Origin of the sequence: Butyricicoccus sp. AF35-5AC (assembly GCF_003477715.1) — a bacterium.
Classification (GTDB): Bacteria; Bacillota; Clostridia; order Oscillospirales; family Butyricicoccaceae; genus Agathobaculum; species Agathobaculum butyriciproducens.
Genome location: NZ_QUDX01000001.1, coordinates 261,890 through 288,623, shown reverse-complemented (window position 1 = coordinate 288,623; position 26,734 = coordinate 261,890). Strand labels below are relative to the sequence as shown.

At 52.0% G+C, this 26,734-nt stretch carries 27 protein-coding genes; 18 read left to right on the top strand and 9 right to left on the bottom strand.

Features of this window, described 5'->3' with window-relative positions:
- Positions 1–432: a hypothetical protein gene (locus DWZ82_RS01320; protein ID WP_118478214.1), complete on the top strand. Its 432-nt coding sequence runs from the start codon at positions 1–3 to the stop codon at positions 430–432.
- A 374-nt stretch (positions 433–806) separates the two neighbouring features.
- On the opposite strand, the gene DWZ82_RS01315 is transcribed toward DWZ82_RS01320, so the two are convergent.
- The 7 genes from DWZ82_RS01315 to DWZ82_RS01285 all read right to left on the bottom strand — a co-directional run bounded on the left by DWZ82_RS01315 (position 807) and on the right by DWZ82_RS01285 (position 6,895).
- Positions 807–1,055 carry a hypothetical protein gene (locus tag DWZ82_RS01315; RefSeq protein WP_118359829.1) on the bottom strand — a complete coding sequence of 83 codons (249 nt, stop codon included), beginning with the start codon at positions 1,053–1,055 and terminating at the stop codon, positions 807–809.
- A 14-nt stretch (positions 1,056–1,069) separates the two neighbouring features.
- Positions 1,070–2,758: a recombinase family protein gene (locus tag DWZ82_RS01310; RefSeq protein ID WP_330424802.1), complete on the bottom strand. Its 1,689-nt coding sequence runs from the start codon at positions 2,756–2,758 to the stop codon at positions 1,070–1,072.
- Positions 2,730–2,960, bottom strand: coding sequence for a helix-turn-helix domain-containing protein (locus DWZ82_RS01305; RefSeq protein ID WP_040894231.1), 231 nt, complete (start codon positions 2,958–2,960; stop codon positions 2,730–2,732). The genes DWZ82_RS01310 and DWZ82_RS01305 overlap by 29 nt, the downstream gene beginning before the upstream one ends.
- A gap of 88 nt (positions 2,961–3,048) precedes the next feature.
- Positions 3,049–3,234, bottom strand: a complete 186-nt coding sequence (locus tag DWZ82_RS01300) for a hypothetical protein (protein ID WP_118145877.1) — start codon at positions 3,232–3,234, stop codon at positions 3,049–3,051.
- 15 nt (positions 3,235–3,249) lie between these two features.
- Positions 3,250–4,539: a plasmid recombination protein gene (locus tag DWZ82_RS01295; RefSeq protein WP_118478212.1), complete on the bottom strand. Its 1,290-nt coding sequence runs from the start codon at positions 4,537–4,539 to the stop codon at positions 3,250–3,252.
- Positions 4,540–4,911: 372 nt separating this feature from the next.
- Complete coding sequence (locus DWZ82_RS01290) at positions 4,912–6,300, bottom strand: DNA primase family protein (protein ID WP_118478210.1); 1,389 nt, start codon at positions 6,298–6,300, stop codon at positions 4,912–4,914.
- Entirely contained in the window at positions 6,275–6,895 is a 621-nt protein-coding gene (locus tag DWZ82_RS01285) for a CHC2 zinc finger domain-containing protein (RefSeq protein WP_118478208.1), read from the bottom strand. Before DWZ82_RS01285 ends, DWZ82_RS01290 begins: the two co-directional genes overlap by 26 nt.
- A 222-nt stretch (positions 6,896–7,117) precedes the next feature.
- Between DWZ82_RS01285 and DWZ82_RS01280 the strand changes: the two genes are divergently transcribed.
- The 7 genes from DWZ82_RS01280 to DWZ82_RS01250 all read left to right on the top strand — a co-directional run bounded on the left by DWZ82_RS01280 (position 7,118) and on the right by DWZ82_RS01250 (position 15,121).
- Positions 7,118–8,221: a DUF6076 domain-containing protein gene (locus DWZ82_RS01280; RefSeq protein ID WP_118478206.1), complete on the top strand. Its 1,104-nt coding sequence runs from the start codon at positions 7,118–7,120 to the stop codon at positions 8,219–8,221.
- A gap of 12 nt (positions 8,222–8,233) precedes the next feature.
- On the top strand, positions 8,234–8,860 hold the full coding sequence (locus DWZ82_RS01275; RefSeq protein ID WP_055058962.1) for an alpha/beta fold hydrolase: 627 nt from the start codon (positions 8,234–8,236) through the stop codon (positions 8,858–8,860).
- Between the two features lie 34 nt (positions 8,861–8,894).
- Positions 8,895–10,067 (top strand): hypothetical protein, encoded by a 1,173-nt coding sequence (locus DWZ82_RS01270; RefSeq protein ID WP_117598362.1) that lies wholly within the window; start codon positions 8,895–8,897, stop codon positions 10,065–10,067.
- Positions 10,068–10,083: 16 nt separating this feature from the next.
- Positions 10,084–10,761 carry a response regulator transcription factor gene (locus tag DWZ82_RS01265; RefSeq protein ID WP_118478204.1) on the top strand — a complete coding sequence of 226 codons (678 nt, stop codon included), beginning with the start codon at positions 10,084–10,086 and terminating at the stop codon, positions 10,759–10,761.
- Positions 10,754–11,653 carry a sensor histidine kinase gene (locus DWZ82_RS01260; RefSeq protein ID WP_118478202.1) on the top strand — a complete coding sequence of 300 codons (900 nt, stop codon included), beginning with the start codon at positions 10,754–10,756 and terminating at the stop codon, positions 11,651–11,653. Before DWZ82_RS01265 ends, DWZ82_RS01260 begins: the two co-directional genes overlap by 8 nt.
- Before the next feature lie 135 nt (positions 11,654–11,788).
- Positions 11,789–12,460 (top strand): ABC transporter ATP-binding protein, encoded by a 672-nt coding sequence (locus tag DWZ82_RS01255; RefSeq protein WP_117529609.1) that lies wholly within the window; start codon positions 11,789–11,791, stop codon positions 12,458–12,460.
- Between the two features lie 15 nt (positions 12,461–12,475).
- Positions 12,476–15,121: an ABC transporter permease gene (locus tag DWZ82_RS01250; RefSeq protein ID WP_118478200.1), complete on the top strand. Its 2,646-nt coding sequence runs from the start codon at positions 12,476–12,478 to the stop codon at positions 15,119–15,121.
- 51 nt (positions 15,122–15,172) lie between these two features.
- On the opposite strand, the gene DWZ82_RS01245 is transcribed toward DWZ82_RS01250, so the two are convergent.
- Positions 15,173–15,418 carry a DUF6061 family protein gene (locus tag DWZ82_RS01245; protein ID WP_046415199.1) on the bottom strand — a complete coding sequence of 82 codons (246 nt, stop codon included), beginning with the start codon at positions 15,416–15,418 and terminating at the stop codon, positions 15,173–15,175.
- A 24-nt stretch (positions 15,419–15,442) separates the two neighbouring features.
- On the bottom strand, positions 15,443–17,077 hold the full coding sequence (gene rlmD / locus DWZ82_RS01240) for a 23S rRNA (uracil(1939)-C(5))-methyltransferase RlmD (RefSeq protein ID WP_118478198.1): 1,635 nt from the start codon (positions 17,075–17,077) through the stop codon (positions 15,443–15,445).
- Between the two features lie 144 nt (positions 17,078–17,221).
- On the opposite strand from rlmD, the gene DWZ82_RS01235 reads away from it, so the two are divergent.
- The 10 genes from DWZ82_RS01235 (at position 17,222) to DWZ82_RS01190 (ending at position 26,636) form a co-directional block, all read left to right on the top strand.
- Entirely contained in the window at positions 17,222–17,446 is a 225-nt protein-coding gene (locus tag DWZ82_RS01235; protein ID WP_118478196.1) for a hypothetical protein, read from the top strand.
- Positions 17,447–17,632: 186 nt separating this feature from the next.
- Positions 17,633–18,499, top strand: a complete 867-nt coding sequence (locus DWZ82_RS01230) for a class I SAM-dependent methyltransferase (RefSeq protein ID WP_118478194.1) — start codon at positions 17,633–17,635, stop codon at positions 18,497–18,499.
- Positions 18,500–18,525: 26 nt separating this feature from the next.
- Complete coding sequence (locus tag DWZ82_RS01225; RefSeq protein WP_117751399.1) at positions 18,526–18,882, top strand: four helix bundle protein; 357 nt, start codon at positions 18,526–18,528, stop codon at positions 18,880–18,882.
- A 66-nt stretch (positions 18,883–18,948) separates the two neighbouring features.
- Positions 18,949–19,800 (top strand): energy-coupling factor transporter ATPase, encoded by an 852-nt coding sequence (locus DWZ82_RS01220; protein WP_118478192.1) that lies wholly within the window; start codon positions 18,949–18,951, stop codon positions 19,798–19,800.
- Between the two features lie 19 nt (positions 19,801–19,819).
- The gene (locus DWZ82_RS01215) at positions 19,820–20,695 is read left to right on the top strand and encodes an energy-coupling factor transporter ATPase (protein WP_118284697.1); all 876 of its coding nucleotides are present in this window, start codon (positions 19,820–19,822) and stop codon (positions 20,693–20,695) included.
- Positions 20,689–21,492 (top strand): energy-coupling factor transporter transmembrane component T family protein, encoded by an 804-nt coding sequence (locus DWZ82_RS01210; RefSeq protein WP_118478190.1) that lies wholly within the window; start codon positions 20,689–20,691, stop codon positions 21,490–21,492. The genes DWZ82_RS01215 and DWZ82_RS01210 overlap by 7 nt, the downstream gene beginning before the upstream one ends.
- A gap of 91 nt (positions 21,493–21,583) precedes the next feature.
- Positions 21,584–22,357 (top strand): tRNA pseudouridine(38-40) synthase TruA, encoded by a 774-nt coding sequence (gene truA / locus DWZ82_RS01205; protein WP_117751402.1) that lies wholly within the window; start codon positions 21,584–21,586, stop codon positions 22,355–22,357.
- 64 nt (positions 22,358–22,421) lie between these two features.
- Positions 22,422–23,675 (top strand): DUF5711 family protein, encoded by a 1,254-nt coding sequence (locus tag DWZ82_RS01200; RefSeq protein ID WP_118478188.1) that lies wholly within the window; start codon positions 22,422–22,424, stop codon positions 23,673–23,675.
- Positions 23,662–24,288, top strand: coding sequence for a CvpA family protein (locus DWZ82_RS01195; protein ID WP_158575048.1), 627 nt, complete (start codon positions 23,662–23,664; stop codon positions 24,286–24,288). Before DWZ82_RS01200 ends, DWZ82_RS01195 begins: the two co-directional genes overlap by 14 nt.
- 65 nt (positions 24,289–24,353) lie before the next feature.
- Positions 24,354–26,636: an ATP-dependent Clp protease ATP-binding subunit gene (locus DWZ82_RS01190; protein ID WP_118478184.1), complete on the top strand. Its 2,283-nt coding sequence runs from the start codon at positions 24,354–24,356 to the stop codon at positions 26,634–26,636.
- Positions 26,637–26,734: the final 98 nt, after the last annotated feature.

Below are 26,734 nucleotides of genomic sequence, written 5' to 3'. Positions count from 1 at the left end.
ATGAACTTTGATTTTTCCGCTTTGAACTTTGAAACCATCGACTCCAACATCAACGCCTACCCGGATATATTCCTGAATCAGAATGGCGTGACCATCACCAAGAAGGTGCTTGAGGACTTGGGCTATCCCGCCTTTGTTTTGTGTCTGCTGGATGCGAAAGCGAGGGTATTTGCGATCCGTTCCTGCAAGAGCAACGAACCGAAGGGCTTCAAGTTCTCCAAGCCGAGAGGCGAACAGAAAGGTGTTGTTACGATCTCCAACAAGAATCTGCTTGACCCGCTTCGCGCTGTTACTGGCGAGGACTGGATTCCCGGCAAGCGTTACAAGGTGCGTGGTTTCTGGGTTGCTGATGCAAAAACCATGTGCTTTGACCTCAATGAGGGCGTTCAGGAGGACTTTCGTCCTGTTACGCCGAGCAATGACGCAGAATAATCCCTGATATTCAGGGAGAAAAGTGAGAGTAAAAGAGCGGCGGCAAGCCGCCTGAGCGAGAAAGCCACCTCTCCCTTTTCTCCCTCGCTGCAGCTATGGAAACCGTGGAAAACCGCAAGCGGTTTACGCACCGTTCCCACAGCCTGCGCTCACTCTCTTTTTCCTCTCTTGCTTTCTCCCTATACAAAGATAAGTGTCCATTTTCTATCCCGAAAACGCACAGTCGCCACGACGAACAGAGGGCAGCGTGTCAATATGTCAAAGAAAAGCAAACGGCACACAGGCGGTTTTATCCTCAAAAAAGCCCCGAAGCACGACAAAAATAAGCCCAGCACCACGCCGTTTGACGTGATGCTGGGTTTTTAGCCGTAAACTCACTCTGATATTAAGCCAAAATGCCGCAGCGCATCCTTGATTGCCTCGACCTTTTCAGGCGGGCAGGGATGATACTCATGTTTTCTCTGCTCCACTGCGTTCGGTGCTTTGTGCATATCCAGTCCGACCATACGCTTGACCTCTGCAATATATGCCGTATGGACTTTGAAGCCGTACTTCTCCTGCACATACTCCTGAATACGCTTATAGGTCGGATGCTCCTTGACCTCGCCGGTTTCCACTTCCATTCTGACCTCAACCGTCAGTGGATTTGTTCCCGTGACAAGAGGGCGACCGTCTCAACAGTTGTTTCAGTTTCCAAGGGAAGTTCTTTCACTTCCTCACCATCAACAGGCACAGGGAAGTTGAATACAATCTTCTTTATCCAACTTCCGTCTTTCCTTTTCTCCGGGAACATCTCAATTCGCTCGATAAAGGCCTTCATAAACTCTTTCTGCTCCGCTTCCGTTGCGGAATGGTAGACTTCATCAAATGCCAGCAACAAGCGATAGATATTGTCACCGGAAATCTTCTCCTGCTGAATGCTGCGGATCTGACTTTGCAATTCGCCAATCTGAACTTCAATTTCCTCTATGGTATCATACTGCTCATCATAGCGGCGCTGCAAGTCCAAAATTTTTCTGTCATAGTGGGCATCGTTGATGTCCAAGGTATCCATCTGACGCTCCAAGCGGCTTTTCGTTCCAAAGGCTTGCTTTAGCCGCCCTTGTAGGACAGCTATCTGCTTTTCCATATCTTCTGTATCAACTGCTGTTCCGATTTTCGCCTGAATCGCTTCTACAAACCGTGGATTATTGACCATAGCGGAGATAACCTTCGCCACAAATTTGTTGATCTCTGTCTGCTCGATATTCAGCCGGAAGCTGCACTCATGTCCGGTAGGCGTAACCGTATTTTTGCAGTAGTAATAATACCGGGTTTTCTTGTCCTTGCTGTGTGCCTTGGCGATATTGCCGTACATACTCTTGCCACAGCATGGGCATTTCAAGATACCGGACAGGATGTGGGCGTGGTCTGGATTATTGACCTTTTCCCGCTTAAAGGAATTGACCTTGCGCTTTTCCTGTGCCAGATACCAATCTTCTTCGGAAATAATGGCTTCGTGCTGCCCATCGTAAACAGGGAACTCCGACTGCTCGACCACGTGCATCTCATTTCTTGTACCCTGTTTCTTTTCGGTTCTCCGTCTGCCGTAAGCAATTTTACCCATATAAACGGGATTGTCCAGTACGTCCTGCACAAAGTTCCTTGAAAATCCGGGAATGGTGTTATTCTGCCGCAGCTTCTTGATAAAACCGTTGCGGTTCAGATATTTGGCTACTCCGGCAACGCCCTCGTTGGTATGGATGTAGCGGTCATAAATGACCCGGATCACCTCAACTTCATCCTCTGCAATGACAAGGTTTCCATTTTCCAGTTTGTATCCATATGGAGCGAAACCGCCGTTCCATTTGCCCTCACGAGCCTTTTGCTCACGTCCTGCCATTGTCTGTGTGCGGATATTTTCTCGCTCAATCTCTGCCACCGCAGACAGCACAGAGATCATCAGCTTTCCTGCATCCTTGGAGCTGTCAATGCCATCCTCCACGCAGATCAGATTGACACCGAAATCCTGCATGAGTTGCAAAGAGTTCAGAACATCCGCCGCATTTCTGCCAAATCGGGACAGCTTAAAGACCAGCACATAAGAAACATCATCTTTGCCGTCCTGGATGTCATTCAGCATCCGTTGAAACTCCTGCCGCCCTTGGATGTTCTTGCCGGAAAATCCTTCGTCAGAATACTCCCCGGCAACGATCATATCCTCGTATGCCGCATACTTCCGCAGCTTGTCACGTTGGGCATCCAAGCTGTACCCGTCAACCTGCATGGAGGTGGACACTCTCGTATATAGATAACATTTAAGTTGTTTCTTTTTCAGAATCGCCACCTCCTTCGTTCATTTCTTTTACCACAAGTCCTTCGTTACGGATATAATACTCCAAAAGCCACAGCACATAATCCGGTGCATGGCGGTTGTCCAATTCCCACTCGGTCATCGTCCGGTATGGTATATGAACCAACTTGCAAAAGTCCTTCCGGTTTAATCCCGTGCTTTCCCGCAACTTTATAATTCTGTTTTTACAATCCATCTGCCTATCTCCCTAAAAGCAAAAATACACGTTGCGTACATATTATAGCATATCCGCAACAAGTACGCAACGTGTAAATTGTAAATTTTTACGCAGCCTTATCCGTCAAAGGCTGCGCTTGATTACTTTCCTCGGAATGCTCCACTTCCTGCGGAGCGTCCTGTTCCAATTTATCCAAAACCTGATGTCCATATTTCTGGAGCATCTGGCTCATAACATCCACACAGCGGTCAAATGCCGCATTATATTTCGCTTCCTCATAATATTTCTTCAATAGGCGATTCCTCCATCAAAGTTCCATATCCTGTCCACGCTTCCGTGCAGTGTGTTCGTGCTCCTGCGTTTCTTTTCCTTTGCTGAGGACAACATCAAGAAAAGCCCGAACCCTTTCGGATGCGATTTCCAGTGCATCCAAGAAGGGCTGGGCTTTCTTTTTCAGCTCTTGATATTGTTCATGCAGCGCATCGTACCGCTGCTTCCATGTTTTTGCACTTTTCTCCGCTTGCTCGAATTTCTGCTTGTACTTGATCTTCTCTGCCTTTTCCGCAAAGCTACTGACAGCATAATCTTTGAGTGTGCGGCATTCATCCGGTGTCAGAGTGATATTGTTTCCGAATGTGGCCTTCTTGCCCATCGCTTCAATATCCTGCACCGTCAGTGCAAGAGTCTTTGCCGTCTTGGTTTCCTTTTGCAGCGCTTTCAGTTTCCTTTTCTGTTTCTCCGTGGCAGCTTTGGCATTCTCCAAACTCTGCTCCGCCTGTGCCACCTGTCCGGTCACAGCTTCCAAACGCTGCTGTTCTGCCTGCACCTTGAACTGCGTCACCGTCAGATGTTCCTCGGTGCTGCCACGCTCTCCACGCTCCACATCGGTGTAACCGGCAGTTCGCATGAAATTGAAAAAGTCATCCTGCAACACACTGTAGGATGACTTCAAAATCTTTTTCCCTTTTGCATTCAACATGGGATTTCCGTTCTCACCAAGCACCGGCTTGGACTCCCATTTCTTACTGCGGCTGACCTGTGTGATGACCTCCTTGACGGTTCCCCGGAGGGCTTCATCCTTGCATCGCTTCGACCAAAGGATCTGCTTTTTCACCACCGGGATATAAACCACATGAAGATGATAGTGGTACACATCCTCGCCCAGAGCTTCGGACATTGCCCGGTTGCGCTCATCGGCGTGCATCACAGCGGAGAGGATATACTGTTCACCGCCCACGATCTCCACGGCTGCTTTGTAGGCATCGGCATAAAACTGTTTCGCAAATTCATAGCCGCCGTGGTTGTAGAAGTAAGCAGAGTTCACATCGAAGATCAACTCGCCGTATTTGACGGCATCCGGTTTCAGACCTCTGGTGGAGATCACGCCATCCTGTTCCATCTGCTCAAACATTTTTACATAATCGTCCGTGGGTGCTTTGAAATGGACATTCAGAGAAGTGCGTTCCGGCACGATGTCCTGATTGCTGTAGCTGTCCTTTTCACGCTCATTGTGTTCCTGTACCTTAGCCACATCTGCCGGGGTTTCCAAGTCCTGATTTCTGGCTACGGTACGGTCTATTCCATCATTTCTTGCCATAGAATTTTTGTCCTTTCTTTGAGATTTGCAGACAGCGGAGAACTACGGAGAGGCACTTTTTCAAAGTGTAATAACCCACTATGACACTTTCATCCATACTGGCTGCAAAGTGCCGTGGGCTCTCCGAGGGCTCTCCCGAGGGGGAATGCGGTCACTGCGGTGACCTCTGCTGAACTGCCCGAAAACTGTCTGCATCGTTTTCTGTTGTTCAGCCCGGATAGCTGCTGTTTTGCGAAACACCACCCATCCCGGCGGCAGTGAAAATCAAATCTTTCACTGCAATAGAAACAGCCCAAATAAAGGAAATGAGCTGTTTCTATCACAAGCGTTTCACGCTCTTTTGCTGCGTACATACGTACCAGCCAATGGGATTTACTCGACCTGCCGCCATTCCTCCGGAATGTCCTCCGGTACGTACGTACACGGCGAATCTCCGTAAAACCCATTTATATGAGGTCGTGCAATGGCTTCCACTCCCATGAATCCCCAAACCCGCCGTCCGGCAGAGTTGGTGATATTGTTGCAATGTTCCAGATTAAATTTCTTGGCATTGGCAATCATGGCGTCGCTGAAGCTGCGGGCTTTCAGCGGTGCAAGGGAATTTTCTTCGCACCACATCCGGTAGATTTCATAGAAATCCTTGGAACTGATGGACGCATCCGCTTTACGCTGGATGTATCCCTCGGAATCCATGAAATCAAAGATATTGTTGTCACGCTTGACCGCTTCCCGGTTTTCCCGGATACGCTCACTCTCCGTAAACTTAAAGTTGTTGGTAACAAGCCGCTGTAAGCCTTCAAATGCCCACAGGAAGATACCCTCGGCTTCAGGTTTCATCTTCTCCGCAAGGTCGGGATCGTCAGCTCTGTCCACTGGCTTTTCCTTGGTGGTCAGCACAAGCTGTCTGCGATAAAATCCGTCACTGCGGTCATACAAGGCTTGCAGATCACCGTTGCTGAATGCCAGCAATCGGGCGAACATCCAACCCTGATAACTCTGCTTGCCTTTGCGTTCCAAATCCATCTTGCCCTGTGCGGTGACAATGGATTTTACATAGTTGGTCTGGCGCAGAGCTTCCATCCGCATATCATCATCCACGCACAGGAGAATGTGTTTCAAATCGGCACGGGCGAAGCGGTTTTCAGAAATCTTGCCGATGCTGCCGTCTTTCATATCCGTGCCGAAGATGGTAGACAGTACCGCACCGATTTGAGATTTACCCTCGCCGCCGTTGCCTTTAATCACCATCATGCGCTGCCCCTTGTTGGAGGGAATCAGGCAATAGCCGATAAACTCCTGCAAAGTTGGAATGTCCTCGGCGTAAAGCAACCCATCCAGAAAGTTCAGCCAGATCACCGGCGCAGTAGCATCGGGATTGTAAGCAACCGGCAAACGGCTCCGCACGATAGCCGGTCTGCCCTCGGTAAATGTGCCGTTCAATAGCAGCGTACCGTTGGACAAATGAATCCGATCCTGCTCCGGTGGAAAGTCCGGCACTTGCGCTTCCAGTTTCAGCACTTCCAGAATGTTGGTGATCTTCCGGGGGATATTGTTTACGGCACAGAATTTCAGCTTGTCGTAAATCTCCCCACGCAGAGGAAGATCGTCCGTCACTCGACCATCGGGCGTGAAAAAAGCTCCGTTTGCGAAGATGATCCTGCGCTCTTGCAGAAATTCTTCACAAAACAGAGCTTCGTTGATGTTCTGCCCGTCAAACCACATGGGCAAGTTCATATCAGGCGTTTTCCGGTTCTTCGCCATGGTGCGCCACCTCCTTTTTCTTTCGTGCGGTATACTCTTGCAGAAAAGCAATTTTGCCGTCCTGCATCAGCTTGTCCACCAATGCCACCCGTTCTTCCAGATCACCCACCGTCAGCACATCTGCCATATATTCGATATGGCAGTGCATCTGGCAGGCTTCCACAAAACGGTCATCCAGAGCATCTTCCGGTGTCTTGGGAGCATAGCGCACTTTCCAATCTTCCAACAGATGCAAATAATCCGTCAGCACCCGGAAGCACAGCACTTCATCCTCCCGGAACTGACGGATATAGGGACGCTTCGGCTTGACCATAGCTGCGGCAGTGGGCGGTTTCGGGTCAAGCCCGAAGTCCAAAGCCAGCTTTTGCGCTGCTTCATAACTGCTCAGATTGAACAGCCTTGCCACAAGGTCGATCACATCCCCTTTGGCTCCGCAGCCGAAGCAGAAAAAATAGTCCTCATTCAGCTTCAAGCTCGGATGCCTGTCGTTGTGGAACGGGCAGCAAGCCATGCCGTTGTGGCTCACTTTCAGCCCGTAGTGTTCGGCGGCTTGCTTGACGCTGATTGCCGCCTTGATGGTTTCATAGATTGTCATAGAAAACCCTCCGTTCATAATATTCTGGAAAGCACGAAGCACCCGCCGTGATTGGCAGGTGCTTCGCTCCTTCTATTATGGTTATGACGGATTTTTCAAAAAACAGGCTAATGACAGGACAATCCTGTTTCAAAAAACAGGACAACTTATCTGAGGACGTAGATTTCTTCACATTTACATGATATAATTAGAAAAATGAAAAAACAGGACAGGAGGGCAAGCATGAATCAAGAATTGATGACATTGGATTTCTGGCAGGATACGGTCATATATGAGAGCAAAACATTTCCTGTCGGTACGCTTGCCTGTGATGCACTGAATGTTCCTGTGAATACCATTGCAAAAATAAACGAGCAATGCGAGAAAATCAATCTGCTGCTTGGAATATTAAACGCCGGACAGGATGCTTCTGCACTCTGTCCTATTGCAAAGGAAGCTGCTCTGACGATGCTCGATATTCTCAGTCAAACACCGCCGTTCTCCTATATGAATATCTCAAAGCACAGAGAACGGATTGAAAAAGTCTTTACTGTGGACAATGCGCTGAAATATGTGGAGTTTGCCATAAAAGCCGCAACCAATTCTTTGCAATTTGAAGAAATCCAGAACTTTACCGATGCGATGATGCTCCAACGCTATACCGCAGTTTTCGGGCATCTGGCATACTCCCTTAGGGAATACCAAACGGCCATGCTTGATTTTGCAGAAAAAACAGACGGCAACGAAGCAGACCGCACCGCAGAGGGTTTTGCAAAAATGTTCGGCAGCTATTTCCCGCCGGAGTTTTCCATCACGGAAGGCAATGCCTGGATGTCTACCCTGAACAATTCCGTTCAGTATGTATCCGTCATCCGTCCCGGCGAAAAAGTTGCGAAGCTGGTCAAGCGGATGCACTATGTATCCTTTGTAGGGATGTTCCGGTCTGATCTTTTTGAGGGCTTATGTGTTGGTCATGCCCCGAAAAAATGCAAAATCTGCGGCAAGTGGTTCCTCACCACCAACGCAAGGCACACCAAATACTGCGGCGGCTATGCACCGGGGGACAAGCTGCACCGCACTTGCCGGCAGATCGGCAATCTAAAAGGCAGAGAACAGCGAGAGCTTGCAGACGATCATCCGATTATCCAGATATATGAAAAGAGGCTGAACACCATAAATCGCTATGTAAAGCGTGGTACTCTGGACGCTGACCTTGCGGAGGTCATGAAGAAACTGGCAAAAGATAAAGAACTCCGGGCAAAAAGTGATGTTGCTTATGCCAAAGGAGCTTATGAAAAAGAAATGGAACAGGCTGCTTTGCTTGCAGAAGCTAAGATACATATTTAGTGGGGGAACAATATGAAACAAATATATGTGCATGGATTAGGACAAACATCTGACAGTTGGACAAAAACAATAGATATTTTGCAAACTACTGATTACAGCTTGTGTCCGAATCTTCCTGATTTAGTTCATAGCAAAGAAGTGACCTATGATAATCTATATGCTGCATTTTCAGATTACTGCAATCAATATGATGAGCCTATTGATTTGTGCGGTTTATCGCTTGGGGGCGTATTAGCTCTGAACTATGCTATACAATATCCGAAAAAAGTTCGCTCCTTGGTGCTTATCGCCACACAATATAAAATGCCCAAGAAGCTTCTGAAATTTCAAAATCTTCTCTTTAGATTTATGCCTAAATCCATGTTTCAACAAATGGGATTTAGAAAAGCTGATTTCTTACTTCTATGCGAAACCATGATGGAGTTGGACTTTAACAACTCTCTGCACAAAATATCATGCCCTACACTATTGTTATATGGCGAGAAAGATACTGCGAATAAAAATGCTTCTATTGAATTGGCAGAATTGCTTAAGAACGTGGAATTAAAAACGATTATTGGTGCCGGACATGAAGTTAATATTGAATCACCGCAGGAATTGGCAGAAATACTTCATGCTTTTTATGAAAGAATGTCTTAAGGGATTCTTATAGAAATGAGAAGGGAGGTGCGCTATGCTGAGTGATTTTTCATGGGACATGACCGGATACATACCAAAACACGCTGTCAATCCGCACGGTGACGGCATCATTCCTTATGCGGCAGAGCGCATCTTTCAACTGGAACCGGAGCCTCCAGCGGTGGGCAATCTGAACGAATATATCCTGTCTGCCTTGCAGGAAAAGAATTTGATATATTTCTCATTCTTCCTACACCACTACGAGCCGCAGCTTAACAAGCGCATCAAAGACTTTCTCGGTGTGGATGGCGGCGATCTGTATGACACAGACCGATTTATAGATATAAAGCTCTCCTGCCGGGAGCAAATGCTCCAAAAGCTGATGGACTATGACCTTGCCAAGGGTGCAGAGTATGCTACATACATTTTCCCGTTCATCCGGGATGCTATGCTCCGTTTTCGCATGGGCGAAGAAAAATGGTCGGTGTCCTCTCTGACCAATTACAAAATGGTGCGGTCAATGGCTTGGCTGTACCACAATACCAAGGATGCGGTCAACGAATTTTCCAAGAAATACAACTGCGATCTTGCCCTTGCGGAAGAATATCTGAAAGTTGTCCGTGGAATCCGCAATCAGCAGCCTTTCTATGTCACAGACGAGGACGGCGAAGAAACAGGCGAGGATGTAGCCCTTGACGATAGCTGGAACTATACCGATATCCTCTGGAACGGCATACAGGCAGAAAAGGTGCAGCGGGCATTTGAGAAACTGAATTACCGGGAACAGACCTTGCTCGAAAAACGGTTAGCAATTTGCATGACCTGTGGGCGAGTTGGCTCATGGAAGAACCGCCCCACCTTTGAAGAACTGGCGGTTATGTTTGAGGGCAGTACAGCCAGCGGTGCAGAACGAGCCTACCGAAAAGCAGTGGACAAGTTGACGGAATTGTTGGTTGCCGAGGGCGCAATCCATGCAGTCCGGCTAAAACAGAAATCCAAGATCAAGCGAAAAAAGAAAATCGCCGCCGCAATCTACGAATATCAGGCAGACTGCGACGGCGAATGGGGCGAGATTTCATTTGATTTTGAGAATGGTACGGCAGAGATCATTCGCCTTGCCGATTGGGATACGATAAAAACCAACCGCTTTGCGAACAAGGCCGTAGCCTATCTTCTGAACTGTGAGAACGAAAAATTGCCCAAGGAAACGATGGTGGCATTTGAATAACGAAGGAGTGAGATACATGGAACAATTATTGATTATTGAAGATGATATCGGTTTGAATCAAGGCTTATGCAAAGCGCTGAAAGCAGATGACCGTCAGATTATATCCTGCCATGATCTAAAAGCGGCAAGAGAACAATTGCTTTGCGGGAGTGTATCCCTGATCCTGCTGGATATCAATCTGCCGGATGGCAGCGGGCTCGAGCTGCTCCGGGAGGTCAAGGAAAACACACCCTATATTCCTGTTATTCTGCTGACTGCCAATGACACCGATCTGGACATCGTAGACGGACTGGAGAGGGGCGCTGATGATTACATTACCAAGCCCTTTTCTCTTTCGGTTTTGCGGGCAAGGGTGAATACCCAACTGCGAAAGCAAGCGTCAAACCATAAAAATGCGCCGTTCCATATGGATCTATTTCACTTTGACTTTGAGGCTATGACCTTTTATGTGGGAGATTCAAAAGTGGAATTGAGCAAAACAGAACAAAAATTACTGCGTCTGCTTGTTGAAAACCGAGGCCGAACCATGACCCGTGGAGACCTTGTAGACCGGATCTGGACAGATGGCTCAGAATATGTGGATGAAAATGCTTTGTCTGTTACGATCAAGCGACTGAGGGATAAGCTTGGCGCACAGAAATATATTAAAACCGTCTATGGAATCGGTTATAGCTGGGTGACAAAAGATGAATAAAACCGGCATTGTGATCATACTGCTATGTTTTCTGGCGGCGATAGCTGTTGTATTATGGGAGCGGAGAAAGGCCAGAAAAACGATGGAAGAAATCGAAAGGATGCTGGACGCTGCCATAACCGGTTCCTTTTCTGAAACCAATTTTGATGAAAGCCAGCTGTCTGCATTGGAAACGAAGTTTGCGCACTATCTTTCCGCCGCAGAAGCATCTTCTCAAAATATAGCGCAGGAAAAAGACAAAATCAAAACCTTGATTGCGGACATTTCCCACCAGACGAAAACGCCGATTGCAAATCTGCTGTTATACAGCGAGCTTCTGATGGAGGAAACTCTGCCTGCATCGGCGAAGGCAAATGTGGAGGCGCTGTACAAACAATCGGAAAAGCTGCGATTTCTGATCGATTCTCTCGTAAAGCTTTCCAGACTGGAAAACGGGATCATTTCACTCTCCCCTCAGCAAGCAGCGCTGCAGCCGCTGCTTGAAAGCGTAGTAGAACAATATGCCGCCAAGGCTTCTGAAAAAGGATTGTCTTTGCGACTGCAAGATACCGATGCTTTTGCTGTATTCGACTTCAAATGGACAGCGGAAGCGCTGGCTAATATCGTAGACAACGCCATCAAATATACCGAGCATGGCACCATTACTATTTCTGCCGTAAGCTATGAAATGTTTGCAAGGATCGATATATCGGATACCGGTTCAGGCATCCCGGAAAATGAGCAAGCGAAGATATTTGCTCGCTTTTACCGCTCAAATAGTGTGCAGAAACAAGAAGGGGTCGGCATCGGCTTATACCTTGCCCGACAGATCGTATCCGGCGAGGGCGGTTATATCAAGGTTGCTTCCGTTCCGGGAAAAGGAAGTACGTTTTCCATATTTCTCCCGAAATAACAACAATTCTATCAAAACTGTTAGATTTCATTTTTCGCCGGAAAGAATGTGGAAAGATTCCTATGCGATAATCTGTATGTATCAAAGGATCATTTCCTTTCATACATACAGATTTTTTCATGGAGGTACTCATTTATGGAAGTTTTACAGGCAAAAAACCTGAAAAAGATTTATGGCTCCGGCAATAACGCAGTTCATGCGTTGGATGGAGTTGATTTAAGTGTAAAGAAGGGCGAATTTGTTGCAATCGTCGGCACATCCGGCTCCGGCAAGTCTACCCTGCTGCACATGCTGGGTGGGCTGGATCGCCCTACAAGCGGCACAGTCATGGTGGACGGACAGGATATTTTCTCCTTGAAGGATGAAGCCCTGACCATCTTCCGCCGCAGGAAAATCGGCTTTGTGTTCCAAGCATATAATCTTGTTCCGGTGCTGAATGTGTATGAAAATATCGTTCTACCCATTGAGCTGGACGGTGGCAAGGTCAACAAGGATTTCGTACAGCAGATCGTGCAGACCCTTGGACTGGATGAGCGTCTGGATGCCCTGCCCAATCAGCTCTCCGGCGGTCAACAGCAGCGAGTAGCCATTGCCCGTGCGCTAGCGGCAGCACCCGCTATCATTCTGGCAGATGAACCCACCGGCAATCTGGATTCCAAAACCAGCCAGGATGTATTGAGCCTTTTGAAAGTCACCAGTCAAAAGTTCGCCCAGACAATCGTAATGATCACTCACAACGAAGAAATTGCGCAGATGGCAGACCGCATTATCCGTATCGAAGATGGTCGGATCGTCTCCCAGAACTAACGGGAGGTGGCTACGATGAATGTCAAAAACAGAAAATGTATTCGAAAGCTCAGCTTAAAATCTCTTTATGCGAACCGTCGCCGCAATCTGATCGCCATTTTTGCCATTGCGCTGACAACGCTGCTATTTACGTCCATGTTCACCATTGTCTTGTCGTTGAACGCCAGTTATGAAACCTACCAGTTTCGGCAGGTAGGCGGCTATGCGCATGGCACCTTTAAGGATGTTTCCCCCGAGCAGGCGGAACGCATCGCTGCCCACCCAAAGGTGAAGGCTACGGGGGCACGGAAGGTAATCGGTATCACTGCGGAGGGGGTCTTTGCCAAAATACCGGCAGAGATCAGCTACATGGATGCCAACTGCACTAAATGGAGCTATGCAACCCCTACTATCGGACGGATGCCCGAAAGCGGCAAAGAGGTAGCCATGGATACGGCAGCGTTGCAGCTGCTTGGCGTAACGCCGGAGCTGGGCGCCGAGGTCACGGTTTCCTATTCCATTACGGACAAGGATCAAACCGCCTTTACTGTAACAGATACCTTTACGCTGGTAGGCTATTGGGACTATGATGAACTAATGCCTGTTCACTGCATCAACATCAGCCGTGATTACGCAGATGACATCGAAGCGCAGGCAGTGAAAACAGGGCTACAGCCCTTCCGCACTGACCTGAATGTCATGATGGCTTCCAGTACAAACATTCAAGGGCAGATGGAGCAGGTGGATACCGATCTCGGCTACACATGGGACAGCTATACCGATCCCAACAGCGTCCGGATCGGCGTCAACTGGGGATATACCTCATCCCAGCTGGAGTCGCAGCTCGATCCGGAACTTGTGATCGCCATAGCAGCTTTTTTGCTGCTGGTGATTTTCACCGGGTATCTTATCATCTATAACATTTTCCAGATCTCTGTTGCGGGGGATATCCGGTTTTACGGGCTTCTGAAAACCATTGGCACAACGCCCCGGCAGCTCAAACGCATCATTCGCCAGCAGGCACTTCTGCTTTGTCTGATCGGCATTCCGGCGGGGCTGCTGTTGGGCTACGGCATCGGCGCTGTTCTGGTACCTGTTGTCTTGCGCTCCACCCAGTTGGAGGTGGGCATCGCTACCATCAGCACCTCGCCTGTGATCTTTGTTGGCTCCGTGCTGTTTGCTCTGCTGACAGTGCTCTTGTCCTGCTCCAAGCCCGGAAAAATGGCAGCCAAGGTTTCTCCGGTGGAGGCTACCAAATATACGGATGCAATGCAGACCAAGAAAAAACGGCGCAGCACCCGGGGAGCAAAGCTCCATCAGATGGCCTTTGCCAATCTGGGACGAAACAAGAAAAAGACGGTACTGGTGGTGTTGTCTCTGGCACTGTCGGTGACACTGTTCAATGCGCTGTGTGCCTTTGTGGGCGGCTTCAGCATGGAGAAGTATGTATCCTTCATGACCTGCGCCGATTTTATCGTCAGCACGCCCGACTATTTCCGTTACAACCCGGCAGATGAATTCATCACGCCGGAACAGATCGAAGAGATCGCAGCAAACACAAAGGCCAGTCTTTCCGGCACGGGATATGCTGTGCGAAAACCCGCATATCTGTGGATGACGGAGGATGCTCTGCGGCAGGACTATGCAAGGTACGAAAGCGCCGAGCAGTTGGACAGCCATATGAGCCGTCTGGAGCACCGGGGCAATATGGTGATGGGAGATACCAGAATCGAGGCTCTGGATAACAGCCTGTTTGACAAGCTGCAAGTGTTCGACGGAGATATTTCTCCTATGCTGGAGCCGGACAATAACGCCATTGCCATTGCGGTTTCCTTAGATGACTACGGTAATCTGCCCAATCCTGAATACTACCCCAAGGTGGGAGACACGATCACCGCCACCTATGCGGACGATGTGAAATATATCGACAGCCGCACCGGGGAACTCCGCACCGAAGATACACCGGAGGAGTACTTTCAGGAAAAACTGTATGGAGCCAGAGATGTAGAGTACACGGTCTGCGCCTTGGTAGAGCTTCCGTATTCCATGAGTTATCGTTATGGTGGTATTGGATATGAGACAGTTTTGTCTGTGGATACCGCACAGAGGGACAGCGGTGGTGCGGCCATTCCGATGCTCTACCTGTTCGACACAGCAGACGAAGCTGACGAGACCGAAGCAGAGCAATATCTATCGAAGCTCACTGCCGGTGAGTTTTCGCCCTTGATGTATGAAAGCAAGGCCACGGCTCGCTCTGAATTTGCTCAGTTCCGGCAGATGTTCCTTCTGATAGGTGGTATCCTCTGTGCTATCATTGGGCTGGTGGGACTCTTAAATTTCTTCAACGCCATGATGACCGGTATTTTTTCCCGCCGCCGTGAATTTGCTGTGCTTCAGGCTGTAGGAATGACGAACCGGCAGCTCAAAACCATGCTGATCTATGAGGGGTTGTTTTACGCAATGTCTTCTGTAGCGGCGGCCTTTATTTTGTCGCTGGCGGTGGGACCTCTTGCGGGAAAAATGCTGGGCAGTATGTTCTGGTTCTTTGAGTATCGATTCACCATTCTGCCTGTCCTGCTGACAATTCCGGTATTTCTTCTGCTGGGGTGGCTGATTCCTTGCATGATGTATGACAACGCAGCGAAATGCAGTGTTGTAGAGCAATTAAGGGATGCTCAATAACTGTTAAGCAAAAAACGGCCCTCTGCCAATGAAAAGGCAGAGGGCTGAGTTTTAATCTAAGGGTTTACATTCAGTTACAGTTTTTAGATAAATTTCGGGATCACCGTTCAATATCAAGTCTGCATATCCAATCGGATCATTGTAGATCAGATAATCCAGCTCTGACCGCTGATACATATTGTCGGCAACCTCCTTTTCCACGGCGATGGTGTCAATGGCAATGATGCTGCCATCAAAGAATTTCAGCTCTACACAGGCAGTATCCATGTTGAACTCACAAGAAACCAATCTATCCATAAGAAACCTCCATTCTGCGGGATGTTAGATTATCCCAAAATATTTGAATGCTTCTCGGATTGCTTTCTCTTTTTCCGGTGGGCACTGCGGCTGTCTGGAATCCTCGGACTTCGGCAAATTATAGTTCTTACCAACCCCAATCCCACATTTTCGCTTAATTTGTGAGATATACAGGTTGGATACCTTTAACCCGCTATGCTCCAGCACATAGTCCTTAATCTGGGTGTAGGTTGCCCCATCTTGAAATTCGGACATATCCATATCTTCCAAAGAGAACTCAACCCGAATCTTTTTCGAGTCGACCTCGCCCTTGGAAAGCAAGACTACCGTCTCAACATGAAAAGTTCTCGGGAACAGATCGAACGCCTGTGCCTTCTCAAGCGTATAGCCTGCGCCGCACAGCTCCGCCACATCGCGCGCAAGCGTTGCCGGGTCGCACGAAACGTACACGACCTTAGGCGGTTGCATTTTAAGGATCGCGTCGCGTGCAGTCGCGTCCAGACCCTTGCGCGGCGGATCGACTACCAGCACATCAATACCGCGCTTGGCCAGCCGCTGCGCTGCCTGACCCGCATCCGCACAGAAGAACTCTGTGTTTTCCATGCCGTTGCGGAGCGCGTTGCGCTTGGCATTTTCGATGGCCTCCGGCACGATTTCCACGCCAATGGCAGTCTTTGCATGCTCGGCCAGCGCCAGCGTGATCGTACCCGCACCGCAATAGAGGTCAAGCACGGTCTCCTCGCCGGTCAGACCGGCGTAGTCCACCGCACACGCATACAGACGCTCGGCCTGCGCGTGGTTGACCTGATAAAACGCCTCGGGCGAGAGCAAAAACGTGTGCCCGCACAGGCGGTCCTCCAACATTGGTTCACCCCAGAGAACATCCGTCCGGTCACCCAGAATCACGTTGTCATCGCGCTGGTTGTGGTTGAGCAGAATACCCGTCAGCGACGGTGCTGCCGCGCGCAAACGCTCGACCAGCACATCCAGTCCAGGCATTTTCTTGGTCGCGGAAATGAGCGTCAGCTGGCTTTCGCCACTTTTTTCGCCCACACGAACATAAATATGGCGAATCGTGCCGCGCTTGCTCGCATAATCGTACGGCTTGACCGAAAATTCCGTCATCCATTCACGCACCACAGCGGCAATCTTATCTGCCGTCTCGGACTGGATCAAACACCTGTCCACCGGCACAATGTCGTGGCTGCGCGGACGGTAAAAGCCGGTAACGATGCTGCCCTCTTTGTCCCGTCCGACCGGATACTGCGCCTTATTGCGGTAATGCTCAGTCGTCGGCGCACCCGTAATACCGAGCAGCTTTGCGCCGTCCTGACCGCCAATGCGCGTCAGCGCATCACGCACCTTTTTCTCCTTTGCACGCAGTTCTTCCCCGTAGGTGATGTGCTGATAACAGCAGCCGCCGCACTTGTCCGCCACCGGACATGCAGGCGCAATGCGCTGTCCCGACGGCACGATAATCTTCTCTACCCTGCCGAACGCCACATTTTTCGTCACCTTGACAATGCGGACATCACACTGATCGCCAACTGCTGTGCGCGGCACAAATACCGCCCGGCCTTCGATCTTCGCAAACCCCGTGCCGTCTGCCGTATAATCCGTAATCTGACAACGATACGTCTTATTCTTCTGCAAATCCATAAAAACCCCTCAATAGTGGAAAATTGAGAATGGAGAATGGAAAGTGAACTTCTCCCCTCAATTACTACTTCCTAATTACTAATTTTTATAATGGTATTATAGCACGAACTTCGGAGATACTGCAATCGAAAGGAGCGTGCAATTATGGCGCAGGACAGGAAAAAACAGGTCTCCGGCGAGATTCCCTTTGATTTTATGCAGGAAATGGGCCACAGTCCGCGGGCAATGGAGCAATTCTTCGATCTGCCGTATCAGGCGCGGCAGGTGCTGACCGATGCGGTATGTATCTCAGACGAACCTGAGGAACGCCGCGCGACGGCTCTTAAGTCGCTTGCAAACGGCGGCGAAGGCTTCTGCGAACGGTTCTGACCGCTTTTCCCGCTCGAACGGCTGTACCTTACGGTGCAGCCGTTTTGCTGTATTCGCCAAAATACGCTGTCTTGACACCTTTTATTTCTAATCGCTTTTCATTGCGTTAGTGCATATTTGGTGGTAGAATAGATACTGAATTATTGTATAAACAACGACTTATATATAATGTAATGGAGAATATTTATGTGGATCGCAGATCATTGGAAAGACTACGCCGTGCTCGACTGCGGCGGCGGTGAAAAAATTGAACGATGGGGCAATCAGATTCTGCAGCGCCCCGACCCGCAGGCTATCTGGCCGCGCGACAAGGACTGCAAAATCTGGAATAAGCCGAACGCTATCTATCATCGCTCGAACGCGGGCGGCGGCAAGTGGGAAATCCGCAAGCTGCCCGAGCAGTGGGCTATCCACTACGGTGATTTGACGTTCCAGCTCAAGCCGATGAGCTTCAAGCATACCGGTCTGTTTCCCGAACAGGCTGCCAACTGGGATTTTATCGACAAGATGATCCGTCACGCAGGCCGCCCGATCAGCGTGCTCAACCTGTTCGCGTACACCGGCGGCGCTACGCTTGCGGCGGCAAACGCCGGCGCGTCCGTCTGCCATGTTGACGCATCCAAGGGCATGGTGCAGTGGGCCAAGGAGAACGCCGCGTCCTCCGGTCTGAGCGACCGCCCGATCCGCTGGATCGTGGACGACTGCAAAAAGTTCGTGCAGCGCGAGATCCGCCGCGGACGCAAGTACGACGCGATTATTATGGACCCGCCGAGCTACGGCCGCGGTCCGTCCGGCGAAACGTGGAAGATCGAGGAGGACGTTGCCGACTTCGTAGACCTGACCATGGGCGTGCTGAGCGACAAGCCGCTGTTCGTGCTCATTTCCAGCTATTCCACCGGCCTTGCGCCGTCTGTGATGAGCTATCTGCTCGGCATCACCGCCGGCAAGCGCGCCGCCGGCAAGATTGAGGCGCAGGAGCTCGGCCTGCCGGTTGAATCGACCGGTCTGGTGCTGCCGTGCGGATCATCGGCACGCTTTATCGCCGAGGAATAAGCAAAATTGAAAATGGAGAATTGAGAATGGAAAATGTAATTCTGACGCAAAGTTTCTCCTTCGCAGTACGAATTGTTAAATTATGTACATCCCTTGCAAATGATAAGAAAGAATTTGTTCTTTCCCGTCAGCTAATGAAGTGCGGTACCAGTATCGGAGCCAATGTTCGCGAAGCACAGCAGGCGCAAAGCAAAAAGGACTTTCTTTCCAAAATCAGCATTGCACTGAAAGAAGCAGACGAAACGCTGTACTGGCTGGATTTACTGAATGCTACTGATTTTCTAACAAAAGAACAGTATGTTTCTTTTTATCGCGAAGCGGCATCTCTCAAACGTCTGCTGGTGGCTATTGTTAAAACCACCCGGACAAATCTGACCGAATAATTATCCATTCTCCATTTTCAATTCTCAATTCGTCACCAACTTTACCTTAACGAAAGGTACGAAACCATGAGTGAAATCATCAAAACTGAAAACCTGCAGTACGCCTACCCGGCCGAGGACGGACAGCTTTCCGTTCCTGTGCTAAAGGGCGTAAATCTTTCCATCCGGCGCGGCGAGTTCGTCGCGGTGCTCGGTCACAACGGCTCGGGCAAGAGTACGCTCGCCGGCTGCTTCAATGCGATCCGTCTGCCGACCGGCGGCGTATGCTACGTTGACATGATGGACACCCGCGACGAAAACAACACCTACGATGTGCGTAAAACCGTCTCGATGGTATTCCAAAACCCGGACAACCAGCTTGTCGCTACCGTTGTTGAAGAAGATGTTGCATTTGCGCTGGAGAACATGGGCGTGCCGCCCGCAGAGATCCGCAAGCGCGTTGACGATGCACTGCGTGCCGTCGGCATGTACGAATACCGCGCACAGGCGCCGCACCGTCTGTCCGGCGGACAGAAGCAGCGAATCGCCATCGCAGGCGTTATCGCCATGATGCCGCGCTGCGTTGTGCTCGATGAGCCGACCGCCATGCTCGATCCGCAGGGCCGCCGTGAGGTCATGAATGTTGTCCGTGAGCTGAACCGCAAATTCGGCATCACCGTTATCCTTATCACCCACCACATGGACGAGGCCGTACAGGCGCAGCGTGTGGTTGTCATGCACAAGGGCAACGTGCTGATGGACGGCGCTCCGCGCGAGATTTTCACGCAGGTGGACAAGCTGCGTGCGGCTTCCCTGACCGTACCGCAGACCATCGAAGTCCTGTACGACCTCGATCAGCAGGACGGCGAAAAGCTGCCGATCGACGCACTTTCGATCGAGGAATGTGCAGATATTCTCGAACAAGAATATTTGAATTGATTATCCGAAGGAGAATCTTATGTCAACCATACTTGAAACGAGGGGCTTGACGCACGTTTACGGCGCAGGCACCCCCTTTGAGCGTGTTGCGCTTGACCATGTTGACCTGAAAATCGAAAAAGGCGAAATTCTCGGTGTGATCGGTCACACCGGTTCGGGCAAGTCTACGCTCATTCAGCACCTGAACGGTCTGCTGCAGCCGTCCGAAGGCGAGGTCCTGCTCGACGGCAAGTCCATCTGGGATGCCAAGGGCAAGTGCAGCCGCGAAACGCGCTTCCGCGTCGGTCTGGTGTTCCAGTATCCGGAATACCAGCTGTTCGAGGAGACCATCGCAAAGGATATCGCCTACGGCCCGACCAACATGAAGCTGCCGCAGGCCGAGATTGACGAGCGCGTGCGCGAATCCATGGCGGCAGTCGGCCTTGCCCCCGAGCTTGCCGACCAGTCTCCGTTTGCACTGTCCGGCGGCCAGAAGCGCCGCGTTGCCATCGCAGGCGTCATCGCCATGCGGCCGGACGTACTCGTGCTCGACGAGCCGACCGCGGGCCTCGACCCGGCGGGCCGTGACGAGATTTTTGAGCTGGTCCGCAGCTACCACAAGCAGTCCGGCGCGACCATCCTCATCGTGTCCCACTCGATGGAGGATATCGCACAGGTTGCCGACCGTCTGCTTGTGATGAATCACGCCAAGGTGCTGTTCTGCGACACGCCGCGCGAGGTTTTCTCTCACGCGGATGAGATCATTGCCGCCGGACTGGACATCCCGATGATCACCAAGGTCATGCTTGAGCTGAAAAAGCGCGGTCACGATGTTGATACCTCGGTCTACACCGTAGCGCAGGCCATGGATGCTCTGCGTGCCTGCAAGCGGAAGGAGGCTGCTCACGAATGCTGAAGGACATTACCCTCGGTCAGTTTTTTCCGGGCAACAGTGCGGTGCATCGTCTTGACCCGCGCGTAAAGATCGTGCTGACGGTGGCATTCATCGTGCTGCTGTTTCTCGCGCAAGGCCCGGTTTCCTATGTGCTGATCATCGCATTTCTTGCTGTTGTCATCGGTATTTCGCGTATTTCGCCCAAAATGGTGCTGCGCGGCCTCAAACCGATCCTGTTCATCGTCATTTTCACGGCGGTGCTCAATCTGTTCTATACACCGGGTACCTACATTTTCCAGTGGCACTTCCTGCACATCAGTATGGAAGGCATTAAGCTGGCCATCTTCATGGTGCTGCGTCTGATGCTGCTCATCATCGCAACTTCCATGCTCACCTACACCACCTCACCGATTCAGCTGACCGATGGACTCGAGCGTCTGCTTTCTCCGCTCAAAAAGCTGCACGCGCCGGTGCATGAGCTGTCCATGATGATGTCGATCGCACTGCGTTTTATCCCGACCCTCATCGAAGAGACCGAGAAGATCATCTCGGCACAGAAAGCGCGCGGCGCGGATTTCGACTCCGGCAACCTGATTCAGCGTGCCAAGGCCATGATCCCGATTCTCGTGCCGCTGTTCATCTCGGCGTTCCGCCGCGCGGATGAGCTCGCTACCGCCATGGAGTGCCGACTGTACCGCGGCGATGTCGGCCGCACCCGCATGCGCCAGCTCAAGATCGCCCGGGTGGATATTTGTGCTCTACTTTGGGTAGCAGCCTTGTTTGTGGTTATTATTGCACTGAAACACTTTGGACTGTAACGTAAATCTATATTGTAGGGCGGGCTGCCCTCAGCCCGCCGCACGGAATACTTTTATTATCATCCACTTCCAACGCTTAACTTTTATAGCTATGAAGAATATTGCATTAGTTTTATCTTATGACGGCACAAATTTTAACGGCTGGCAGATTCAGAAAAACGGTCCTTCGATTCAGGAGAGCATGGAGGACGCGATTTTTCATCTGCTGAAGCAAAAAGTTCATGTTTCCGGTGTCGGACGCACGGATTCCGGCGTTCATGCCCGCCGGTATGTGGCAAACTTCCACGCAGACTGCACGATCCCGATGGACCGTCTGCCGTATGCGCTCAACAGCTTTCTGCCCGAGGACATTGCGGTTTCCGGCGCAGTCGAGGTTCCCGAGGACTTCGATGCGCGCTTCAACTGCACCAAAAAGGAATACGCCTATTATCTGTTTCCTTCCACCCTGCGGGACCCGTTCCACGCGCGGTACGCATATCGGTACAATTATCCGCTGGATATTACAAAAATGCAGGAAGGCGCACAGTATTTTGTCGGCAAGCAGGACTTTGCATCCGTGAGAAGTCAGGGCACACCGGTCAAGAGCACGGTTCGTACCATTTTCTGGTGCGAGGTGGAGCCGGTGGATGACCTCATCCGCATCCGCGTCTGCGGCGACGGCTTCCTGTACAACATGGTCCGCGCGATTGCGGGCACGCTGACGTATGTCGGCGGCGGCAAGCTGGCGCCCGAGCAGGTGCGCGACGTACTGCTCGCCTGCGACAGAGAGCAGGCCGGACCGACCCTGCCTGCCTGCGGTCTGTTCATGAACCGCCTGTGGTACGACGATACGCCCGAACTGGACAGATTCCGCCTGTCAGACTGACAGATTTCAAGTTTTATTCACATTTTCACCCATCAAACACGCTACAATAAGGAGGCGGGATTTCATGAGCGAACAAAACCCAAAGCAGAATATCATCCGCTTTCCGCTCTCCAGGCGGGAGCGCCGTCAGCGCCTGCTCGACAGCAAGGACGCGCGTATCCGCATGACCGCCCTGCTCCGCATGCTCTGCGGCTGGGCTCTGGTGCTGGGAACAGCCATGTTCCTGATCGCCAACTACCGTATTTTTACGCCGACCTCGCTGCGCACACTCGGCAGCTATATTGCGGCCGGTATTCGCTCGCATGACGGCGATATCACCACCATCAACTACGAAAACGAGACCTTCAGCGACGGTGCGCTGTTTGAATCCGGTCTGGCGTACGCGGACAGTGACGCGCTGTTCCTGTCCCGTGCGGGCAGCATGACCACGCTGCGCTATTCGCTCGGCTACTCCGATCCCGCGGTGGAAAGCAGCACGAATTATGTGCTCGTGTACGACCGCGGCGGCGTCAAAGCCGCACTGGTCGGCTCGGCAGGCGCTGTCGCGGAGCTGAAGCTGGAATCCACCATCCTGAACGGTTCAATCGGCCGCAGCGGTCGTTTCGTGCTCACTACCAACGAGCACGGCTACCGTACCGCCGCTGCCGTTTACGACACCGCAGGAAAAGAGGTTTTCAAATACCGTGCTTCGGAATACTATATTGTATCCGCCGTGCTCTCGCCGGACTGCAATACGCTCGGCATTCTCGCCTTCCGGCAGAACGGCGTAACGCTCGAATCCCATGTGCTGTTCTTTGATGTGTCCTCCGGCAAGCAGGTTTCGGACACCGCACTGACTGACGCGCTCGGTGTAACGCTCACTTATTCCGAGAACAACGCCGCGATCGCGCTGTGCGACACCGGCCTGTATCATGTCACCCGCAGAGGCACGGTCGATGTGCTGCTCGAGCTCAGCTCGCAGGATCTGATCGCCACTGCGTCTCAGGGCAGTACGATGGCTGTCGCTGTACGCTCCTACCTGAACGATGCACGCAGCGATCTCTATACCGTCCGCAACGGCAGCCTGCACGGCCCGTTCGCACTGACCGAGGAGCCGACGGCGCTTGCTGTCTCCAACGCCGGTACGGCGGTGCTGTCCGCGTCCGGTGTTACGGTCTACAACACCTCTGCCGAGCCGCAGTGGCACAATGATGACGCTGTCGGCGCACGCCGTGTGCTCATGACCGATGACGGTACGGTTTTCCTGCTCTACAACCGCAACGCGCGTATCTTTACCGCGCATTCCGAACGATCCGAGGAAGTGTATGCAGATAACTGATATCAACGATATTATTTCCACAGCGGCGCAGCTGCTCAACGCGCCTGACCTGATCCTCATTGCCGTGCTGCTGACCAACGTCTGGCTCGGTGCCCGTCGGGGACTGGTCGGTGCGCTGTACGGCGTGATTGGCCGCATCGGCATGATCGCCGCGTCCGTTGCCGCCGCCAAGTACACCGCGCCGTATATCGCGCAGTGGGTGGTCGTGCCGGCAGTCGGTCAGCTGTTTGAAAAACAGGCCGCGCTCAAGACCGCCGAAGGCGTACTGGACGGTCTGCGGCAGACCGTTACCGAAGCGGCTGTCGGCATGTCGGAGAGCATCGCGTTCTCCATGCTGGTAGTGCTGTTCAGCGTGCTGTTCGGACGGCTCATCTGGATTTTCGGCCGCAGCCTCAAGCTCATTGTTCGGCGTACTCCGCTCAGCGCACTCGATTCTGCAGGCGGCGCACTCATCGGCTTTGTAACCGGCGTCGCATTCGTCTGCATCCTGCTGATCGTGCTGCAGTGGCTGTTCCCGATCACCTACACATCGCTCGGCTATCTCTCGCCGGAGCGCGTCAAGCATACGCTGCTGCTCAAACAGCTGGTGGACGTTTTACCTATCGCCATTTAATGGAGAACACCTTAATTCTCCATTTTCCATTTTTCAATTTTCCATTCCCTAAAGGAGTTTAACCTATGAATATGCCAATGTGCTCGCGGTGCAAGAAAAACATCGCGGTGGTGTTCATCACCAAAATCGAGGGACCGGATAAGACCACCCAGGAGGGTCTGTGCCTCAAGTGCGCACGCGAACTGGGTGTCAAGCCGCTCGACAACATCATGGAGCAAATGGGTATCACCGAGGACGACCTCGAAGCGCTCTCCGGTGAGATCGGCTCCCTGTCCGACCTGAACGACCTGGTTCCCGCCGGTTCGGACGGCACGGACGACGACGCACCCCACGAGACCGACCCGGTTGCTGCCGGCACTCTGCCGGGACAGCCCGCAGGCGGCTCTCAGGAGGAGACCCGTACCCGTTCTTCCCGCAAGGAGGACAAAAAGCGTAAATATCTGAATAATTACTGCGAGAACCTGACCCAAAAGGCCGCAGAAGGCCGCATTGACCACATCGTGGGCCGCGACCGCGAGACCGACCGCGTCATTCAGATTTTGAACCGCCGCCAGAAGAACAACCCGTGCCTGATCGGCGAACCCGGTGTCGGCAAGACGGCCGTTGCCGAGGGTCTGGCAGTCCGCATCAACGAGGGCCGCATTCCGTTCAAGATGCGCAATAAGGAGGTCCATCTGCTCGACCTGACCGCTCTCGTGGCGGGCACGCAGTTCCGCGGCCAGTTTGAGAGCCGCATGAAGGGCCTGATCGACGAAGTAAAGCGTATCGGCAACATCATCCTTGTCATCGACGAGGTGCACAACATTGTCGGCACCGGCGATTCCGAAGGCTCGATGAACGCCGCAAACATCCTCAAGCCTGCCCTCGCCCGCGGTGACATTCAGGTCATCGGCGCGACTACGCTCAAGGAGTACCGCAAGTATATCGAGAAGGACGCTGCGCTCGAGCGCCGTTTCCAGCCGGTCTACATCGGTGAGCCGTCTGTTTCCGAGACCACCGAGATTTTGAAGGGCATCCGCTCGTACTACGAAACCTTCCACGGCGTTACTGTTTCCGATGAGATGTGCCGCCGTGCCGCTGAGATGAGCGAACGCTATATCACCGACCGTTTTCTGCCGGATAAGGCCATCGACCTGATCGACGAAGCCTGCTCGCGCCTCAATCTGGATTCTCCGCAGCTGTCCGAGATTCCCGAGCTGCAGAACGAGCTTGAGCGCCTGCAGGCACAGCTTGACGAACTGACCCAGTCCTCTGCCCGCGCCGAGGAGGAGGAGACCTACGCCAAGATCGCCACCTGCCGCAGCCGCATTCTGCAGGCGGAGGCACAGCTGCATGAGCTGCTGACCAAGCCTGCACCGCAGGTTGACGAACAGCTCCTGGCTGAGGTGATCGAAATCTGGACCGGCATTCCGGCATCCAAGGTAGCGGCGCAGGAGTCCGCACGCCTGCGCGATATGGAATCCCGCCTGAAATCGCACGTTATCGGTCAGGACGAAGCCGTAGACGCGGTCTGCGCGTCCATCCGCCGCAACCGCGCGGGCATCAGCCCCAAGCGCAAGCCGGCATCCTTCCTGTTTGTCGGCCCGACCGGCGTCGGCAAGACCGAGCTGGTCAAGCAGCTTGCTCTCGACCTGTTCGACTCGCCGGATGCACTCGTGCGTCTCGATATGTCCGAATATATGGAAAAGCACACAGTTTCCCGCCTGATCGGTTCCCCTCCGGGATACGTCGGCTACGATGAAGCCGGTCAGCTGACCGAGAAGATCCGCCGCCGTCCGTACTCTGTCGTTCTGTTCGACGAGATCGAGAAGGCGCATCCAGATGTGCTCAATTCTCTGCTGCAGATTCTGGATGACGGCCGTCTGACCGACGCGCAGGGCCGCGTTGTCAGCTTCGAGAACACGGTCATCGTTATGACCTCGAACGCCGGTTCGCAGTCCAATAACACGCCTGCAGGCTTCGGCCGCACCGTGTCTCAGATGAGCAAGGACCGCGTGATGAAGGCTCTTGAAGAAATCATGCGTCCGGAGTTTCTCAACCGCATTGACGAGATTATCGCGTTCAACCAGCTGTCCGAGGATAACTTCCGCCATATCGCAGAGATCATGCTCGGTGAGCTGCGCACCACGCTCGCAGACAAGGATATCCGCCTGACGTGGGACGACAGCCTGCTCGGTCTGCTCACCGAGAAGTCCTACTCGGTCAAGTACGGCGCCCGCAATCTGCGCCGCCTGATTGAGAAGGAGATTGAGAATCCGCTGGCCACCGCCATCGTCGCCGGTGATAAGCCGCTGATGGGCGCTCACCTGTCCGCTGTGGACGGCAAGGTAAAACTGGATACCATCTAACACGCGAAAACCGCCTGAACAGGCGGTTTTCTTTTGCACGCAGATTGACAATTCCTGTCGAATACGGTATAATCGTGTAAATTACTGGAGGTGTTATT